We start from the raw sequence: 16600 nt of genomic DNA, 5'->3' as shown, positions 1-16600 counted from the left end.
ACCCCTGGCGCCAAAGGTATGCCAGATCCTGAAATTCCGAAAGCCAGGGCTATCAGCGCCGCACATATTGCCGCGCCGCCAGGGAGCTATCAGACCGGCCACAGGGGGGAGCCCTCAGCGCGGGATCACATATTTGCCCATCCGGAAGGCCTGACCGGTGGGCCCGTCGACGGGCTGCAAGGCCTCCTGGCGTCTGGTGCATAGTACAACGTGGCCTGATACAAATCCTTCAGACGACAGGAGTGCGGATGCCGGTGCAATCCGTGAGGCTGGCCGATGAATAGTCCCATGTATCATGGACACCTTCTTCGCTGATTTTGAGGCAATGAGACCATGATGGGCAGATCTAATTTCACCGACGGGCTCAGGCGCGATGCACTCGCCCGGACGACCGGGCGGGCAATCCGGTCGGCGACGTTTCGGACCGGCCTCGGGTGAGCAAGCCCTCGCTCTGTGCCTGAAAGCGCAGGTTCCCGAATCCGCCGTGGAAACTGCCACGACAACGCAGTCGACGAGCGCGCTCTCAACCTGATCAGGCGCGAACGGATCCGACGCAGGATCTGCCAGAGCAGCGCAAACGGCTGCACGTCAGGGTATTCTCCGCGGCTGAGCTGGGTGCATCAATAGGCCTGAGCGGTCGCAGTAATCGTCAGTTCCTGAAGATTGACCGATTGCGGCAGCTGGCAGGCGAACAGGATCGCCGAGGCCACATGGGTTGCGTCGATCCCCCCCTCCATCCGGTCGCGATCAGCGGACCAGACAGCATAGGCTGCGGGATCGGTGATGGTTTTGTCGATCTCGGATTTGGTGATGCCCGGAGACACGGTCATCACCCGCACATTGAACTCTGCCGATGCGCCCCGCACCCCGTCGCTGACAGCGTGAACAAAATGCTTGGTGCCGCCATAGACATCGTGGAAAGGATAGACCTTGCGTCCGGCAATCGACGACATATTGACGATGGTTCCATGCCGGCGGGCCTTCATTGCGGGCAGAACCGCATGCATGCAGTTCAGAACACCGGTCACATTGATGTCGATCAGATCGCGCCAGTCTTCCGGATCCTGATCATCAAGCCGTGCCAGGCGCGAAATGCCGGCATTGTTGATCAGCACATCGACCGGGCCGGACTGCGCCTCGCCTTCGACAATGGCCGCGCGGATGCTGTCCCGGTCCCGCACATCCGCCTCGCAGCAGACAGCGTTGGCAAGGCCGAGATCCAGCAGCTTTTCGCGCCGCCGCGCCAGGAGCAGCAATGGATATCCGGCGGCGGCAAAGGTGCGGGCAATTTCAGAACCGATCCCTGCACTGGCGCCGGTGATCATGACGAGGGGCTTGGAGAGATGGGCGGACATTCACAGGCCTCATGCTGAAGGGAAGGGCTGTCCCTGGCGCAGGCAAAAGGCCAGAAGACCGGAGAACAGAGTCAGAGGGGGCCATTGGCCCCCTCATCCGGATCAGGGCAGATCAGTTCACGCCCGCAGCGGCGCGGATCTCACCGATATTGAGGACCGGAGAAACCTCATACTTATAGAACTGGTTTTCCGGGTTCGGATCGATGAAATCGTCAACATTTTCCGGGGTGATGGCATAGGCCGGGAAATAGCTGCCCAGCGGCAGATTCTGCGCATCAAACCCTTTGTTGAAGATCTGATCGATAAAGGCCACGGCAGAGACGCCGGTCTGCTCGCCCGAGAAGGTGCCTGTCACCAGAAGATTGCCCTTCTTAATCTCTTCCAGTGCGATCCGCGCGCCATCGGCAGAGGTGGCAACTTTGATCGTCTCGATGCCGGTATTGCGCAGCGCCCGCAGCGAGCCGATGCCCATCCAGTCATTGTCAGCAAGGATATGGGTAAGTTTGCTGCCATGCGCCGTCAGAATATCCTCGGCCGCGGCAAGCCCGCCTTCCTCGGTCCAGTTGCCCTCGCCCATTGCGACGACCTGGAACTTCAGCTCCTCATCGTTGAATCCGCCCGATTTCTTCGCCTGCTGGAAGAGGTTGTAGCCACGCAGCATTGCCTCTTCACGAGAGATGTCCAGGCCGAGATCCTGAACGCGCTGCCAGACCATGCCGGACACCATGCCGTTGAGGCGGCTTTCCGAAGTGGAATTGCCAACCACGCCAACGATGAGAGCCGCAACAATCGGGTCGGTTCCCGCATTCTGGCCGACATATTCGCCGGTGCGGAAGCCGTTCTCATAGGGGTTCGGCGTGATGGTGGTCAGGATGCGCGCGCGGTCCGACGGAACGGTGCCGATGGCAAGCACCGGAATGCCCGCATCCACCGCCCGGTTAATACAGGAGGCTACCCCCAGCGTGTCGGTCGGATCGATGACGATCAGATCTTTGCCCTGGGTGATGAACGTGTCGATATGACCACATTGACGTTGCAGGTCGCCGTCAGCCACCTGCACATCAAGCACAATATTTCCGGCTTCCGCGGTCTTTTGCGCGCCCTTGATCAGTTCGACGAAAAACGGCCCGCCCATGGTGATCTCGGTCCAACCGACCTGGATCTTGGCCGGGTCAGCCGGCGTTTTCGGCCAGGCTTTGTCGATATCGGTGCGGTCGGGCATATAGGGATCGACAAGGCCGGACAGCGCGGTGTCGGGCATCAGCTTGTAGATCTCGGGCTTGTCGGCTTCCTGAGCCGAGACAATTCCTGCGGGGATTGCGATGGCGCTTGCCAGCAAAACGGCCAGTCTGGTGTTCACGGATTTCATCTGGTTCCTCCCTGTGATGAATGTAACGTCCTGGTCCCGGCGCGACATCGCGCCCGGAGGTGGTTTCAGTTCTGAAAGAAGGCGCGTGCGCCTGGGAAAAAGGTCAGGCCCGGTCGCGGCCAAAGCGTTGCAGCATCACGGCGGCGACGATGATCAGGCCCTTGATGATCTGCTGCGGGTAGGACGGCACGCTCATCAGGTTCATGATATTGCCGATAAGACCGAGCACGAGGACGCCGATCACCGTATTGATAACCGTGCCCTTGCCACCCGAAAGCCGCGCGCCGCCGATCACGCAGGCCGCAATCGCATCCAGCTCAAAGCCCAGACCGGCCACTGGCGTTCCGACCCCGGTGCGCGAGGTGACGACGATCCCGGCCAGGGCTGCCAATGCGCCGCTGATCACGTAAACCGCGAAGATATAGCGGCGATGCGGAATGCCGGCGAGGCGCACTGCCGTCTCGTTGCTGCCGGTCGCGATCACCATGCGGCCGAAAACCATGCGCTGCATCAGGAACCAGAAGCAGGCGATCACCAGGATCGACAGCACAACCGGCCAGGGCAGCCGGAGCCAGGGCAGCCCGCCGCTGCCGAAGGCATCAAAAATTGCGGTTGCCTCCAGCTCATAAGGCAGGCGTACCGGCTGACCGTTCGACATCATATAGGTCATGCCACGTGCGATGGTCATCATGGCCAGCGTCACAACAAAGGGTGCCAGCTGGAACCATGCCACGAGAGCCCCGTTGAACGCCCCAAGCAGCCCGCCGAAGATCAGCATGGCAAGGACACCGGTGAGCACGGCGGCAAAGCCGTCAAAGGGCAGAAGCGGGATCATGATCGCAACGGCGAGACCGCCGGCCGCCGCGATTGCGCCGACCGAAAGATCGATGCCGCCGGTATTGATGACCAGCAGCATCCCGATGCTGATCAGCAAAAGCGGCGTCAGCTGACGCAGCAGGTTGAAAATATTACCCCGCGACAGGAAGGCATCCGACAGGATCGCCGAAGCGATAATGAGAAGCACCAGCATGACAACAGAACTGTTGCGCACCAGAAAGCCGGTAACTTGTCCTGACCCGGACGAGGCTGCGGTTCGCGTCATTCTTTCACTCCCATCGCCAGCGCGATCAGCGCCTTTTCGTTCATTTCCTGCCCCGACAATTCACCTGTGATCGCACCAGAGCGCATCACTATGATGCGGTCGGCTATGCCAATCAGTTCCGGCAGGTCGGAGGAGACGACGATCACCGCAAGGCCGCGCTCGGCCACTTCATTGATGATCTGATAGATTTCCGATTTTGCCCCGACATCGACGCCGCGTGTCGGCTCATCGAGAATGAGCACCTCAAGATCCGTCGCCAGCCATTTTGCCAGCGCGACCTTTTGCTGGTTGCCACCTGACAGGGTCGAGACCTCCGGCATGCCAGAGGGCGTTTTGATCCGCAAAGCAGAGATCAGCCGGTCGACCTGATCACGCTCGGCGCCGGAATTGAGGATCCCTGCCATGCGGGCAGTTCCGTTGCGCCGCCGCAGCATGATGTTTGTCGCAATCGACAGATCGAGCAGAACACCCTGACCTTTGCGATCCTCGGGGACCATGCCGAAGCCGTTATCAACGCCTTTGCCCGGGCTGGTATTGTGGACGGGCGCACCCTTTAGCCGGATCTCGCCCGACACCGCGCGGTCTGCACCGAAAACCGCCCGCATCACCTCGGTCCGCCCCGCACCGATCAGGCCATAAAAGCCAAGAACCTCGCCGGCGCGCACCGAGAAGCTGACATCCCCGACCAGTTCGGCCAGCCTGAGATTGTCAACTTCCAGCACCGGGGCGCCGATGACGGCATGACGCGGCGGGAAAATATGGGTCAGTTCGCGCCCGACCATCATTGCGACCAGCTGGCCCTGGTCGATATCCGCAATATTCACGGTATCGACATAGGTCCCGTCCTTCATGATCGTTGCGCGATCGCAGATCTCGAAGATCTCTTCCAGCCGGTGCGAGATATATATAACGCAGACACCTTCCGCCCGAAGGCGGCGGATCAGGTCGAAAAGCTGACGGGTTTCGCGCTCGGTCAGCACCGCCGACGGCTCGTCAAATACGATCACCCGGGATTTGCGGCGCAGCGCTTTGCAGATCTCGACGATCTGTTGTTCTGCTACCGAAAGATCCGAGACAGGGCGGCGCACATCCAGCTTTGCGAGGCCAAGGCTCGCGACCAGTTCGGATGCGCGGGAATACAAACTCTTCCAGTTGATGACACTGCGCCCGAATCCCGGATCGTCGATGAAGATGTTTTCGGCCACGCTCATATGCGGGCAAAGCGCAAATTCCTGATAGATCACTGCAATTCCGTGATCGCGCGCAGCGCGCGGGCTCGCAAGGGACAGGGATTCGCCATCGAGAACCACCTTGCCGCGATCGGGCTGGTGATCGCCGGACAAGACGCGCATCAGGGTGGATTTGCCTGCGCCATTCTCGCCCAGAAGCGCATGAACTTCGCCGCCATTTGCCGTGAAAGTCACATCCGACAGCGCGCAGATGCCCCCGAAATGCTTGCTGATCGATACCATCTGCAGGTTATTGGCCATGATCTCCTCCGCCCTGCGGCCATAGGTCTCCTGCCTTTGGCTGCGGCATCTGCCTGATGCTTCATAAGTAGTAATATTACAAAAATAAATGTGTCAACTGTAAAAAGTTGAAAAATATCCGGCCATAAAGCTATTGACATGTAGCATTGCAACGTACTTAGTAGTGAAACTACATCGACACACGTGAGGGATGGCATGTCGCGCGCATTTGGTGGACCTGGGAAATATATCCAGGAAAGAGGCGCGATTGCGCGGCTGGGCGATTTCCTTTCTGCCTGGGGCGGGAAAAGCCTGATACTGATCGACCGGGCGGTGTTCGACCGGCTTTCGGCCGCGGTGGCGGGCATTCCGGATCTTCAGATCCTGGCATTCGGTGGCGAATGTTCCGCAGCCGAGATTGCCCGTATCGTCGCGCAGATCCGTGAAACGGGCGCATCGACAGTGATCGGCGCAGGCGGCGGCAAGGCAATCGATACGGCAAAAATCGCGGCACTTGAGACCGGCGCCCGAATCGTGATTCTGCCGACCATTGCATCGACCGATGCCCCCTGTTCCGCCGTCGCGGTGCGCTATTCCGAGACAGGGGTGTTCGAGGAATCCCTGCGCCTGTCGCGCAATCCGGATCTTGTGCTGGTCGATACCGAAATTGTCGCGGCAGCGCCCGTTCGCTTCCTGATCGCAGGTATCGGTGACGCGCTCTCGACCTGGTTTGAGGCCCGCTCGAACATCGACTCCCGCACGAATAACTATGTGGCGGGCGGCTTCCCCCCGACCCAGGTCGGCATCGCTGTCGCGCGCCGCTGTCATGATATTCTGATGGAAGAGGCGCCGAAAGCAGTTGCCGCAGCGCGCGCAGGCCGGATCACTGCCGCGCTTGAGCAGATCATCGAGGCCAATATCCTGATGAGCGGGCTGGGCTTTGAAAACTGTGGCTGTTCGGCGGCGCATGGCATCCATGACGGGCTGACGGTGCTGCCCCAGACGCATGGTCTTCTCCATGGCGAGAAGGTGGCCTTCGGCACGCTGTGCCTTCTGATGCTGGAAAACCGCGCCACCGAAGAGATCGCAGCGATGATCCGCTTTTGCCGCAGCCTTGGCCTGCCGGTGACGCTTGCGGAACTGGGGCTTGAAGAGGTCACCACCGAAGAAATCACCCGCGTTGCCGGGGCCGCGCTGGCGCCTGGCCAATGCACCTGGGCAACGCCGGTTGCGCTTTCCGTGGAATCGCTGCGCGATGCGATCTTCGCCCTGGATGCCTTTGCACGTGAGGTACTGTGATGCAGACCAATCCCAGCTCTGAGACCGGCTTTCAGAACAGCCCGGTGCTGATCACCGGCGCTGCCGCAGGCATCGGCCTCGCGGTCGCGCAGATGTTTGCGGCACGTGGCGCCAGGCTCCTGCTGGTTGACCGGGATGAAAAAATTGCAGAAATCGCCGCCGGTCTTGGCGCCGGGCACCGCGCCTTGCAGCTGGATGTACGCGAGGATGACTGCGGCAGCCGGGCCGTTCAGGCGGCGCTGGAGGCTTTCGGGCGGCTTGATATCCTGATCAACAATGTCGGCATCGGCCCGCTGGCCCCGGCTGAGGATTATCCTCTTGATCTCTGGGATGCGACGCTGTCGATCAATCTGCGCGCGGCGTTTCTGTTCGCCAAAGCCGCAGCGGCGCCGATGCTGGAACAGGGATATGGGCGCATCGTCAACATGTCCTCGCAGGCCGCAACAATCGGCATCGAGGGTCATGTCGCCTATTGCACCAGCAAGGCAGGCATTCTTGGCATGACCCGCTGCATGGCGCTGGAATGGGGCAAGCGCGGCATCACGGTGAATGCGCTCTCGCCCACCGTGACCGAAACCGAGCTTGGTCTGATGAGCTGGGGTGGCCAGAAGGGTGTCGAAACCCGCGCCGCCATTCCGGTCGGACGTTTTGCGAAACCCGAAGAGGTCGCTGAAGCGGTCCTCTATCTCGCCAGCCCGCAGGCCGCGATGGTCAGCGGTGCCAATCTGGCGATCGACGGCGGCTACACGATCCGCTGAGAGACGACGAAGGAGCAAAATTTGGAATTCTATGATCCCGTGGCCTGTCTGATCGGGCCGCAGACAGGCACGCTTGGCAATCGTACAGGCCGTTATGAAAAGCGGCTTACCGATCTTGGCGGGCTTTATCGCGACGCGGCGGCCTTTGCCGGGGCGGTGGCTCATGAGGGTGACCGGATTGTCTATACAGTCGAGGAGTTCCGCCCGACGGACGCCCCGGGCGATCTGATCTTCGGGATGACGCATATGGAACCCGGGATGATCGGCGACGAGTTTTTCATGACCCGCGGGCATATCCATCGCGCCGGAAATCGCCCCGAGATCTACCAGGGTATTTCGGGCGAGGGCCTGATGCTTCTGGAATCGCCCGAAGGCGAGATCCGCATCGTTGAAGTCTCGCCGCTGACCGTCTGCTATGTGCCGCCTTTCTGGATCCACCGCTCGGTCAATACCGGCGCCGGGCCGCTGGTCATGTTCTTCTGCTACCCGTCCGATTCCGGCCAGGATTACGAGATTATCGCCCGTGCAGGCGGTATGCGCAGCCGTATCCATGCCAGTGCGAACGGCGGCTGGGAACAACGCGAAAACGATCTCTACAGCCCGCGCAGCCCGGAAGCGGTTGCAGCGGTCATGGCAACGGCAATCTGAAAGGGCAGGGGATGCAAAGCGGGATTTTCGACCATATCGCGCGGCTTGGCGTCGTGCCGGTGATTGCCATAGAGCAAGCCGATCAGGCGCTGGCCCTTGCGGATGCCTTGCTGGAAGGCGGGCTGCCGGTTGCAGAAATCACGTTCCGCACCGGCGCGGCAGGGGATGTGATTGCCAGACTGACCGAAGCACGGCCGGAACTGATCACCGGCGCGGGCACGATCCTGACTGCGGCCAATCTTGAGGCAGCACATGCCGCCGGGGCGCGTTTCGGCCTTGCTCCGGGCTATGATCCGGCGATCACGACGGCAGCGGCGCGCACCGGGTTGCCCTTCGCCCCGGGCGTGATGACACCTTCGGAGCTGAGCCTTGCGCTTGGAGAAGGGCTTTCACTCTTCAAGTTCTTCCCTGCAGGCGCGGCGGGCGGACCCGCGATGCTTTCGGCGATCTCGGCGCCTTTTGCCCATCTCGCCCCCCGTTTCATTCCGACCGGCGGTGTCAGCCTTGCGACAATGGGGGACTGGCTGACACTGCCAGCCGTCGCAGCCGTGGGCGGAACCTGGATCGCCACCCGCGAGGATATTTCCCGGGGCGATTTCGCCGCCATCACCCGCAAGGCCCGCGAAGCCGTCACCATGGCCGCAAGACTGCGTGAGGAACCGAAATGAGCCGCTATGAGCCTGCAACCCGCCCGACCTTTTACTTCATCGGTGTCACCACCGGCGCCTCTTCCATCATGCGGGTCTTCCCGGCCTGGGCCGATCATCTCGGCCTGAAGGATGCCTGTATCAGGGGGATTGATTTCCCGCTCCATGCCGACCCCGCCGCATATCGTGAGGCGGTGGAATTCATCCGTGATGACCCGCTTTCGCTCGGCGCGCTGGTGACAACCCATAAGCTTGACCTTTTCGCGGCCTGCCGCGATCTCTTTGACGAGATCGACCCCCATGCACAGCTGATGCATGAAGTGAGCTGTATCTCGAAACGGGCCGGGCGTCTGCGCTGCCATGCCAAGGACCCCATCTCATCCGGGCTTGCCCTCGATGGATTCCTGCCGCCGGATCATTTTGCGAAGACCGGGGCCGAGCTTCTGATGCTGGGCGCGGGTGGCTCGACCATCGCCATCACCTGGCATCTGATGCGCAAGGCACGGGGTGCGGATGTGCCGTCGCGGATCATTGTCTCGAACCGCTCGCAGCCCCGCCTTGATGAGATTGCAAAGGTGCATGCCGGGATCAAAACCGATGCGCAGCTCGACTATGAACTCGCGGCCCGGCCGGGACGCAATGATGAATTGCTGGCGGGACTGAAGCCCGGCTCGGTTGTCGTCAATGCGACTGGTCTTGGCAAAGATGCGCCCGGATCGCCGCTGACCGATGCGGCGCTTTTCCCCGAGAAGGCCATTGCCTGGGATCTGAATTATCGCGGCGACCTGGTCTTTTTGCAGCAGGCCGAACGCGCCCGCGCGGCAAAGGCGCTGCAGATCGAGGATGGCTGGACCTATTTCCTGCATGGCTGGACCCAGGTGATTGCCGAGGTCTTCGATATCGAAATCCCGGTTTCCGGCCCGGTCTTTAACGAGATTTCCCGCATTGCCGATGCGGCGGGACGCCAGAAGCCGAAACTCTGAGGCAGGACCATGACCCGCATTCTGATCACGCCCCGTTCCCTGACCGCCCTGCGCCCGGCAGAGCTGACACCGCTGACAGAGGCGGGCTATGATCTCGTCTGGGCAAAGGCCGGTGAGACACCGACGCCCGAGGATCTGAACAGCCTGCTGCCAGGTTGCGTCGGCTGGCTTGCCGGGGTCGAGCCGGTCCCGGCCGAGGTAATCCGGGCCGCATCGGCGCTGCGGGCAATTTCCAGAAACGGTGTCGGCACCGACAATCTTCCCCTGGCAGAATGCGAGGCGCGGGGGGTACAGGTGCTGCGTGCCGAGGGCGCGAATGCCATTGGTGTGGCGGAACTGGCTGTCAGTCTGATGCTGTCCCTGTCGCGCCATATCCCTGAAACCGATCAGAGCGTGAAATCCGGCGGCTGGCTGCGCAAACGCGGGGCCGAGATCTCGGGGCGCACGGTCGGGATCGTCGGAATGGGCGCGATCGGGGCGCATGTCGCCCGTGTGGTGGTGGCGATGGGGGCAAAGGTGCTGGCCTTTGATCCTTTCCCGCGCGATCCCGGCCTGCATCCGGCGCTGTTTTCCTTTGTGTCCTTTGAAGAGCTGCTGCGCTCGGCCGATCTGATCAGCCTCCATGCGCCGGCCCGTGCCGATGGGGTGCCTTTGCTTGGCGCAGCAGAACTTGCCCTTTTGCCGCCAGGTGCGCTTGTGGTGAACACAGCCCGGGCGAGCCTGGTCGATGAGCAGGCGATGAAAGCTGCGCTGGCGAGCGGCGCCCTCGGCGGTTACGGCACCGATGTCTTTGCCGAGGAACCACCGCGCGATCTGACCCTTGCCGGTGATCCGAATGTCATTGCGACCAGCCATATCGGCGCTTTGACTGCAGAAAGCGTCAGCCGTGCCACCTCGATTGCGGTCCGGAACCTGATCCGCGCCCTTGGACCCTCAGCAGGGGCGCCGGCATGACCCCCGGGCGCGTTCTGACCGCGAGACCCTTCCCGGGAGATCTCGCGCCGGCGCTGCGCGCAGCCCGGCTGCGTGGCGCACAGGCCGGGGGGACAGAAATTTTCTGGCTTGGCCAGGCAGGGTTTGCGATCTTTGCCGCAGGCCGGTTTGGTCTGATCGATCCCTACCTCTCTGACAGCCTGGCGGACAAATATCGCGGCACGGCCCGCCCGCATGAGCGGATGATGCCGGTGCCGGTTGCAGTCTGGGACCTGCCGGAGCCTGATTTCGTCTTGCTGACCCACCGCCACGGCGATCATATGGATCCGGGCACGCTGCCGCATATTGCGCAGGCCTTTCCGGCAGCGCGCTTTATCTTTCCCGAGGCGGAGCGGGCTGAGGCTGCGCTTCGCAGCGGGATCGACCCGGCCGATCCGCGCCTTACCGGCACTGATGCGGGGGCGCGGATTGCACTCTCAACGGGTCTTTCGCTTCGGGTTTTTGCTGCGGCACATGAAACCCCTGAAACGGATATGGCAGGGCAGCACCGGTTTCTTGGCTATGGCCTGGAGACGCCGGATCTGCGGCTCTGGCATTCGGGGGATTGTGTGCCTTTTGAGGGGCTTGTCTCTGATGTCACCGGTTTCGCCCCTGACATCGCACTTTTGCCGGTGAACGGGCGCGACCCCGTGCTGACAGCCTCGGGCGTTCCGGGAAACTTCTCGCTGGAAGAAGCGGCAGAGATTGCCTGCGCTGTTGGGGCGGGGACATTGCTGGCGCATCATTACGGCATGTTCGCCTTCAATACCTGTGCGCCCGGGCGGATCGACGCCCTGGCTGCGCAACGGACCGATCTTGCGATATTACGCGCCATGACCGGCGTGGCTTATTGTGTCGGGTGAGCTATTTTGAGCAGGAGAGCGGTAATGGAACCACGGGCGACAGAACAGGCGCGGAGCAATCCCGGCGTCGATATCCTTACCGCGATCCGTCAGGCGCTGCCGGATCTGCGCCGCTCTGATCGCAAAGTGGCAGATCTTGTGCTGGAAGATCCGTCGCGTTTCCTTTCGGCCACTGTGGCAGAGACGGCAGAACTGGCCCAGGTCAGCCAGCCCACCGTCATCCGGTTCTGCACTGCCGTAGGCTGCGAGGGGTTCAACGATTTCAAGCTGCGGCTGGCCCATAGTCTTGCGCTCGGGACGCCGGCGACCCATTCGGCGATTGCCGCTTTCGACTCTGTCCAGGTCATTTCGGGCAAGATCTTTGATTACACGATTACCAGCCTCGACTGGGCCCGCCGCCAGCTTGACACCGTGCGGATGGAGGCAGCGGTATCCCTGCTGGTAGATGCCGCGCGGCTGGAATTCTTCGGCTTCGGCGCCTCTGCCATCGTGGCACTGGACGCACAGCAGAAGTTTCCGCTGTTCGGCATTCCCTGCGGTGCCGAGCGCGACCTGCACCAGATGACCATGCAGGCGGGCATGATGCGCCCGGGTGATGTGGCGGTGGTGATCTCGAATACCGCAATGACGAAATCTCTGATCGAGGTGGCACAGCTTGCGCGCAGGAATGGTGCAAAGGTGCTGGGCCTTCTGGGGGCCGAGGGGCCGCTCGCGCAATATTGCGATGTGGTGCTGGTGGTCGAGACACTCGACAATACCGATGCCTATACACCGACCATTTCGCGCCTCGCGGCCCTGGTCACAATCGACATCCTCTCGACCGCGGTGGCTTTGCGCCGCGATGCCGAGCAGGCGAGCCGGTTTAAAGAAATGAAACAGCATCTTACCCGGTTCCGCGCGCGCGGCGAGGGCTGAGACGCAGACTGAGACCGGGGCATTCCCCCCGATAATTCCAGTGAGGAGAAGACGATGGCCGAGGCCTCCGCCCAAAACATCCTGTCGCCGCGAGATCTTGCGCAGATGATCGATATCAGCGCGGTCCAGGCCTTCCATACCGAGGCCGATCTGCGCCAGGTTGCCGATGTCGCAACATCCGAGGGCTTCATCGCCGTCCATGCGCTGCCGCATTTCACCGCATTGCTGTCGACATTGCTTCCGCGCGGTTGCGGGGTACTGGTGGGCGGCCCAATTGGCTTTCCCTCGGGCGGCAACCGTACAGAAACCAAGCTTGTCGAGGCGCGCGGGCTGGTGGCGGATGGCGCCACCGAGGTCGATATGATGATGAATATCGGGCGGCTGAAGTCCGGCGATGACGCCTATGTGGCGACAGAGCTTGCCGCTGTGATCGAGGCCGTGGCCCCGGTGCCGGTCAAGGTGATCATCGAGGTCTCGCGACTGAGCGATGACGAGATCCGCCGCGCGGCGAAGCTGGTGGCGGCGTCCGGGGCAGCCTTTGTGAAAACCGGCACCGGATGGACCGGGCTCCCCACCACCTTGCACCATATTCGGCTGATCCGGGAGGCCGCCGGCGCGGAAATCGGCGTCAAGGCCTCGGGCGGGATCCGCGACCTGGAGACCGTTGCTGCAATGATCGAAGCCGGAGTCACGCGGTTTGGCATCAATACGGATGTGGCCAGAGACCTCATCGCCGCCTGCCGCTCCCTGCCGGATGGCGGGCTGAGGGTCGCAGGCTGAGCCGGACCAGACAGACGCGGGAGAGAAATGATGCAGGATCTGGTTCTGGCATGCGACCTCGGCACCGGGGGGCTCAAAGGCGCCGTTGTTGCGCCCGATGGCAGGGTGCTTGCCGAAGTGGTCGAGAATTACCCGACATTCTATCCCGTGCCATCATTGCATGAGCAACGGCCGGCAGACTGGTGGCAGGCGCTGGTCCGAACCACCGCCGCATTGATGGCGAAAGGGGGGGCGGCCAGGTTTACCGCTGCAGATATCAGGGCGATCAGTCTCTCGGGCCACAGCCTTGGCTGTATTCCGGTCGATGCAGAGGGGCAGTTGCTGCAGGACGCGGTCCCGATCTGGTCAGACGGGCGGGCGCAGCAGGATGCGGCGGCGTTTTTTGACCGTTTCGACGAAGAAAGCTGGTATCTGCGCACGGGAAATGGCTTCCCGGCCCCGCTTTATCCGCTGTTCAAGATCCTCTGGCTGCGCCGGAACGCCCCGGAGATCTTCGCCCGTACCGACCGCATTCTCGGCACCAAGGATTATCTCAATTTCCTGATGACGGGGCGGATGGCGACAGATCCGTCTTATGCCTCCGGTTCGGGGGCATTTGATCTGCTGGCCGGACAATATGATCCCGAGATCCTTGCCGCAGCGGGGCTTCGCGCGGATATCCTGCCGGAAATCGTGCCATCGGCCTCGGTGATCGGCGAGCTGACAAGGACGGCCGCGCAGACGCTCGGGCTTGAACCCGGGACGGCCGTCATTGCCGGCGGGGTTGACAATTCCTGCATGGCGCTTGGTGCGCAGACCTTTGAGGACGGCGATCTCTTTTCCTCGATGGGCTCGTCCAGCTGGCTGACGATATCCGCCGCACGCCCGGTGCTGGACCCGAAAGTCCGCTCATATGCTTTCGCCCATCTCGTGCCGGGGCAGTTCATCTCGGCCACGTCCATTTTCTCTTCGGGGACCACGATGGACTGGACCCGCAGGATCCTTGGCGCGGATGATGCAGGAATGAGCCATGCCGCAATGGAAACGCTGGCGGCTGCCTCTCCGCCCGGGGCGCGCGGTCTGCTGATGGTGCCGACGCTGGGCGGCGGCACATCGCTGGAGGGCGGCGCCGAAGTGCGGGGTGGCTGGATCGGCCTTTCGCTGCAGCATGACCGTGGCGATCTGTTGCGTGCCGCGTTCGAGGGTGTCGCCTATGGTCTTCGCGTGGCGCTGGACGAACTGCGCCGTATGACCCCCATCGGCCCGTCACTGGTAGCGGTTGGCGGTGGCGCCCGCAGCGCCTTCTGGCGGCAGATCTTTGCGGATATTCTTGAGATCGATGTGGTCAAGACCGCTGTAGATCAGGAGGCGGCAACGCTGGGTGCAGCTGCCATCGCCTTCCATGCGCTGAAGATCTGGCCTGATTTCTCGCCCATCCGCGCGATCCATGCCGAAGCGTCGCGACATGGCCCGCGCCCTGCACATCGCCCGGTCTATGAGGCCGGGCTGGCGGCCTATCGCCTGGCCGCCGCGCAGCAATATGACCTCTCGCTGACGCTGGCGCGCTATCGCCAGGGCTGCGCCTGATCTGAAATTCCCGTAGGAGACCCGCTGAGATGACCACCCCGCTTGCATCCTTTGCCCCCGATCTTTTTGCCGGCCAGACGGTCTGCGTTTCCGGCGGCACCAGTGGCATTGGCCTCGCCATCGCTGAGGCCTTTGCCCGCCTCGGCGCCGAGGTCGTCGCTATGGGCAGTTCTGCGGCCAAGATCGGGCGGCTGAATGCCACGCCGCCCGTCGCAGGGATGCGCTTCGCCCGCCTCGATGTGACGGATCGCAAAGCGGTGGAGAGCGCTTTCGACGGGTTCAGCCGTCTCGATATTCTGGTCAATGCCGCCGGGATTGCGCGGCCCGACAAGGAATATGAAACCGACACCTTCCTCGAAGTCATGGAAGTAAACCTCAACAGCGTCATGGGGCTGAGCATGGCGGCACGCCCCCTGCTGGCACGCCAGGGCGGCTCGATCATCAACACGGCCTCGATGCTCAGCTATCTGACCGATACGGCGGTGCCGGCCTATGGTGCGAGCAAGGCGGGCGTGCTGGGGCTGACCCGCCATCTCGCCCATGCTTTTGCCGCCGAGGGAATCCGGGTGAACGCGGTCACGCCGGGATATATCGCGACCGATATGACAACCGGCCTGCAAGAGGATGCCGGTCTGACCGGGCGCATTCTGCACCGTTGCGCCATCAAACGCTGGGGCAGGGCTGAAGATATCATCGGGGCCGCTTTGTTCCTCGCCGCTCCGGCGGCGGCCTATGTCACCGGCACCGAGATCGCGGTTGATGGCGGTTTCGTGAGCGGCGGGTTCTGACAGCCGGGCGGGCTTTGCGGGGGAGAGGGTGATGGCGGATGAAATGATTGCCTGGACATGGCAGAGCCAGGGGAAGCCCATGGGGCTGAAGCAGGAAAGCCGTGCACTGCCCGTTCCCGGGCCCGGCGAGGTTTTGCTGCAAAACCGGTCGATCGGGCTGAACCCGGTCGACTGGAAGATGATCGAATGGGGGCATCCGCTCTGGCGCCCGGGACATATTCCGGGGGTCGATGGCTGTGGCATCCTGCTTGCCGCAGGGGCAGGGGTGAGGCTGCCGACAGGCATGCGTTACGCCTATCATCAGGACCTGGGGCGGGATGGCAGCTTTGCCAGCCATATAGTGATCCGCGCGGATGCCCTTATGGCCGTCCCGCCGGGCGTGGATGACGCGATCGCCGCCGCATTGCCCTGTCCGGGCCTGACAGCCTGGCAGGCCCTGGAAAAACTACCCGGCACCGGAGCGCGCGATGTGCTGGTCTGTGGTGGTGGCGGCGCGGTCGGGCTGATCCTTTGCCAGCTTGCCCTGATGGCAGGCTGGCGTGTCTGGACAACTGCCTCCGCCTCGCATCATCCGGCATTGCTGTCGCTCGGGGTCAGCGGGGTTTTCGACTATCATGATCGGGACTGGCAGCAGCATCTGACAACCGCCCTCGGCCCGCGCCGTCTTTACGCGGCTTTCGATACGGTCAGTGGTGCTCATGCCCGCATACTGGCACCGCTGATCGGCTATAACGGCCACCTGATCTGCATCCAGGACAGGCAGGAAAGCGCGCCTATGCCTGCGTTTTCTACCGCTTTGTCACTGCACGAAGTGGCGCTGAACAGCATCCACCTGCATGGATGCCGCGAGGATCTGCGGCTGTTGCGGCAGGCCGGAGCCCGGCTTTTCAGCATGGTTGAGCAGGATTGCCTGGAGCTGTCTCCGATAAGCGTATCCGGATTTTCCACACTGCCGAACGTGCTTGCAGAGGTTCGGCAAGGCATCCTGCCCGGCAAGCAGGTGGTTTTGCTCTGAGGGCGTGTCACAGCACGAACCTGTGTCGCGGTGCAACAGTTGTCCTGCTTTGCGTCTCTGCGGCTGTGATG

Annotated in this window: 16 protein-coding genes; 12 read left to right on the top strand and 4 right to left on the bottom strand. The window is 62.4% G+C overall.

Annotated elements, in window-relative coordinates; all coding sequences use genetic code 11:
* Positions 1-620: 620 nt before the first annotated feature.
* The 4 genes from BLW25_RS17495 to BLW25_RS17480 form a co-directional block, all read right to left on the bottom strand.
* Positions 621-1355 (bottom strand): SDR family oxidoreductase, encoded by a 735-nt coding sequence (locus BLW25_RS17495; RefSeq protein WP_092902534.1) that lies wholly within the window; start codon positions 1353-1355, stop codon positions 621-623.
* Positions 1356-1467: 112 nt separating this feature from the next.
* Positions 1468-2724 carry a sugar ABC transporter substrate-binding protein gene (locus tag BLW25_RS17490; protein ID WP_092902532.1) on the bottom strand — a complete coding sequence of 419 codons (1257 nt, stop codon included), beginning with the start codon at positions 2722-2724 and terminating at the stop codon, positions 1468-1470.
* A gap of 103 nt (positions 2725-2827) precedes the next feature.
* Positions 2828-3826, bottom strand: a complete 999-nt coding sequence (locus BLW25_RS17485) for an ABC transporter permease (protein WP_092902530.1) — start codon at positions 3824-3826, stop codon at positions 2828-2830.
* Positions 3823-5316: a sugar ABC transporter ATP-binding protein gene (locus BLW25_RS17480; protein ID WP_092902528.1), complete on the bottom strand. Its 1494-nt coding sequence runs from the start codon at positions 5314-5316 to the stop codon at positions 3823-3825. Before BLW25_RS17480 ends, BLW25_RS17485 begins: the two co-directional genes overlap by 4 nt.
* A 195-nt stretch (positions 5317-5511) precedes the next feature.
* On the opposite strand from BLW25_RS17480, the gene BLW25_RS17475 reads away from it, so the two are divergent.
* Genes BLW25_RS17475 through BLW25_RS17420 form a run of 12 tightly spaced genes read left to right on the top strand, consistent with a single transcriptional unit; the run spans position 5512 to position 16529 of the window.
* Positions 5512-6594, top strand: coding sequence for a glycerol dehydrogenase (locus tag BLW25_RS17475; RefSeq protein WP_092902526.1), 1083 nt, complete (start codon positions 5512-5514; stop codon positions 6592-6594).
* Positions 6594-7352 carry a GolD/DthD family dehydrogenase gene (locus BLW25_RS17470; protein WP_092902524.1) on the top strand — a complete coding sequence of 253 codons (759 nt, stop codon included), beginning with the start codon at positions 6594-6596 and terminating at the stop codon, positions 7350-7352. Before BLW25_RS17475 ends, BLW25_RS17470 begins: the two co-directional genes overlap by 1 nt.
* A 21-nt stretch (positions 7353-7373) precedes the next feature.
* Positions 7374-8000: a glucose-6-phosphate isomerase family protein gene (locus BLW25_RS17465; RefSeq protein ID WP_092902522.1), complete on the top strand. Its 627-nt coding sequence runs from the start codon at positions 7374-7376 to the stop codon at positions 7998-8000.
* A gap of 11 nt (positions 8001-8011) precedes the next feature.
* Positions 8012-8668, top strand: a complete 657-nt coding sequence (eda, locus tag BLW25_RS17460; RefSeq protein WP_092902520.1) for a bifunctional 4-hydroxy-2-oxoglutarate aldolase/2-dehydro-3-deoxy-phosphogluconate aldolase — start codon at positions 8012-8014, stop codon at positions 8666-8668.
* Positions 8665-9630, top strand: a complete 966-nt coding sequence (locus BLW25_RS17455) for a shikimate dehydrogenase family protein (protein WP_092902518.1) — start codon at positions 8665-8667, stop codon at positions 9628-9630. The genes eda and BLW25_RS17455 overlap by 4 nt, the downstream gene beginning before the upstream one ends.
* 9 nt (positions 9631-9639) lie before the next feature.
* Positions 9640-10584 carry a phosphoglycerate dehydrogenase gene (locus tag BLW25_RS17450; RefSeq protein WP_092902516.1) on the top strand — a complete coding sequence of 315 codons (945 nt, stop codon included), beginning with the start codon at positions 9640-9642 and terminating at the stop codon, positions 10582-10584.
* A complete protein-coding gene (locus tag BLW25_RS17445) occupies positions 10581-11465 on the top strand; it encodes an MBL fold metallo-hydrolase (protein WP_092902514.1) in 885 nt (294 codons plus the stop codon). Before BLW25_RS17450 ends, BLW25_RS17445 begins: the two co-directional genes overlap by 4 nt.
* Before the next feature lie 24 nt (positions 11466-11489).
* Complete coding sequence (locus BLW25_RS17440) at positions 11490-12380, top strand: SIS domain-containing protein (RefSeq protein ID WP_092902512.1); 891 nt, start codon at positions 11490-11492, stop codon at positions 12378-12380.
* Positions 12381-12434: 54 nt separating this feature from the next.
* Positions 12435-13160 carry a deoxyribose-phosphate aldolase gene (gene deoC / locus BLW25_RS17435; protein WP_092902510.1) on the top strand — a complete coding sequence of 242 codons (726 nt, stop codon included), beginning with the start codon at positions 12435-12437 and terminating at the stop codon, positions 13158-13160.
* Positions 13161-13190: 30 nt separating this feature from the next.
* Positions 13191-14726, top strand: coding sequence for a xylulokinase (locus BLW25_RS17430; protein WP_092903077.1), 1536 nt, complete (start codon positions 13191-13193; stop codon positions 14724-14726).
* 29 nt (positions 14727-14755) lie between these two features.
* Positions 14756-15514, top strand: coding sequence for an SDR family NAD(P)-dependent oxidoreductase (locus tag BLW25_RS17425; RefSeq protein WP_092902508.1), 759 nt, complete (start codon positions 14756-14758; stop codon positions 15512-15514).
* Between the two features lie 31 nt (positions 15515-15545).
* Positions 15546-16529, top strand: coding sequence for a zinc-binding dehydrogenase (locus tag BLW25_RS17420; protein ID WP_092902506.1), 984 nt, complete (start codon positions 15546-15548; stop codon positions 16527-16529).
* Positions 16530-16600 lie beyond the last annotated feature (71 nt).

It is taken from the genome of Rhodobacter sp. 24-YEA-8, from assembly GCF_900105075.1.
Lineage (GTDB): Bacteria > Pseudomonadota > Alphaproteobacteria > Rhodobacterales > Rhodobacteraceae > Pseudogemmobacter.
The sequence above is the reverse complement of the archived record's forward strand: the minus strand, read 5'-3'. Positions and strand labels throughout refer to the sequence as shown.

Excerpts from the sequence above, each read along its gene's own strand:
- BLW25_RS17495 (WP_092902534.1), bottom strand. The coding sequence starts at position 1,355 with ATGTCCGCCCATCTCTCCAAGCCCCTCGTCATGATCACCGGCGCCAGT.
- BLW25_RS17490 (WP_092902532.1), bottom strand. The coding sequence starts at position 2,724 with ATGAAATCCGTGAACACCAGACTGGCCGTTTTGCTGGCAAGCGCCATC.
- BLW25_RS17485 (WP_092902530.1), bottom strand. The coding sequence starts at position 3,826 with ATGACGCGAACCGCAGCCTCGTCCGGGTCAGGACAAGTTACCGGCTTT.
- BLW25_RS17480 (WP_092902528.1), bottom strand. The coding sequence starts at position 5,316 with ATGGCCAATAACCTGCAGATGGTATCGATCAGCAAGCATTTCGGGGGC.
- BLW25_RS17475 (WP_092902526.1), top strand. The coding sequence starts at position 5,512 with ATGTCGCGCGCATTTGGTGGACCTGGGAAATATATCCAGGAAAGAGGC.
- BLW25_RS17470 (WP_092902524.1), top strand. The coding sequence starts at position 6,594 with ATGCAGACCAATCCCAGCTCTGAGACCGGCTTTCAGAACAGCCCGGTG.
- eda (WP_092902520.1), top strand. The coding sequence starts at position 8,012 with ATGCAAAGCGGGATTTTCGACCATATCGCGCGGCTTGGCGTCGTGCCG.
- BLW25_RS17455 (WP_092902518.1), top strand. The coding sequence starts at position 8,665 with ATGAGCCGCTATGAGCCTGCAACCCGCCCGACCTTTTACTTCATCGGT.
- BLW25_RS17450 (WP_092902516.1), top strand. The coding sequence starts at position 9,640 with ATGACCCGCATTCTGATCACGCCCCGTTCCCTGACCGCCCTGCGCCCG.
- BLW25_RS17445 (WP_092902514.1), top strand. The coding sequence starts at position 10,581 with ATGACCCCCGGGCGCGTTCTGACCGCGAGACCCTTCCCGGGAGATCTC.
- BLW25_RS17440 (WP_092902512.1), top strand. The coding sequence starts at position 11,490 with ATGGAACCACGGGCGACAGAACAGGCGCGGAGCAATCCCGGCGTCGAT.
- deoC (WP_092902510.1), top strand. The coding sequence starts at position 12,435 with ATGGCCGAGGCCTCCGCCCAAAACATCCTGTCGCCGCGAGATCTTGCG.
- BLW25_RS17430 (WP_092903077.1), top strand. The coding sequence starts at position 13,191 with ATGCAGGATCTGGTTCTGGCATGCGACCTCGGCACCGGGGGGCTCAAA.
- BLW25_RS17425 (WP_092902508.1), top strand. The coding sequence starts at position 14,756 with ATGACCACCCCGCTTGCATCCTTTGCCCCCGATCTTTTTGCCGGCCAG.
- BLW25_RS17420 (WP_092902506.1), top strand. The coding sequence starts at position 15,546 with ATGGCGGATGAAATGATTGCCTGGACATGGCAGAGCCAGGGGAAGCCC.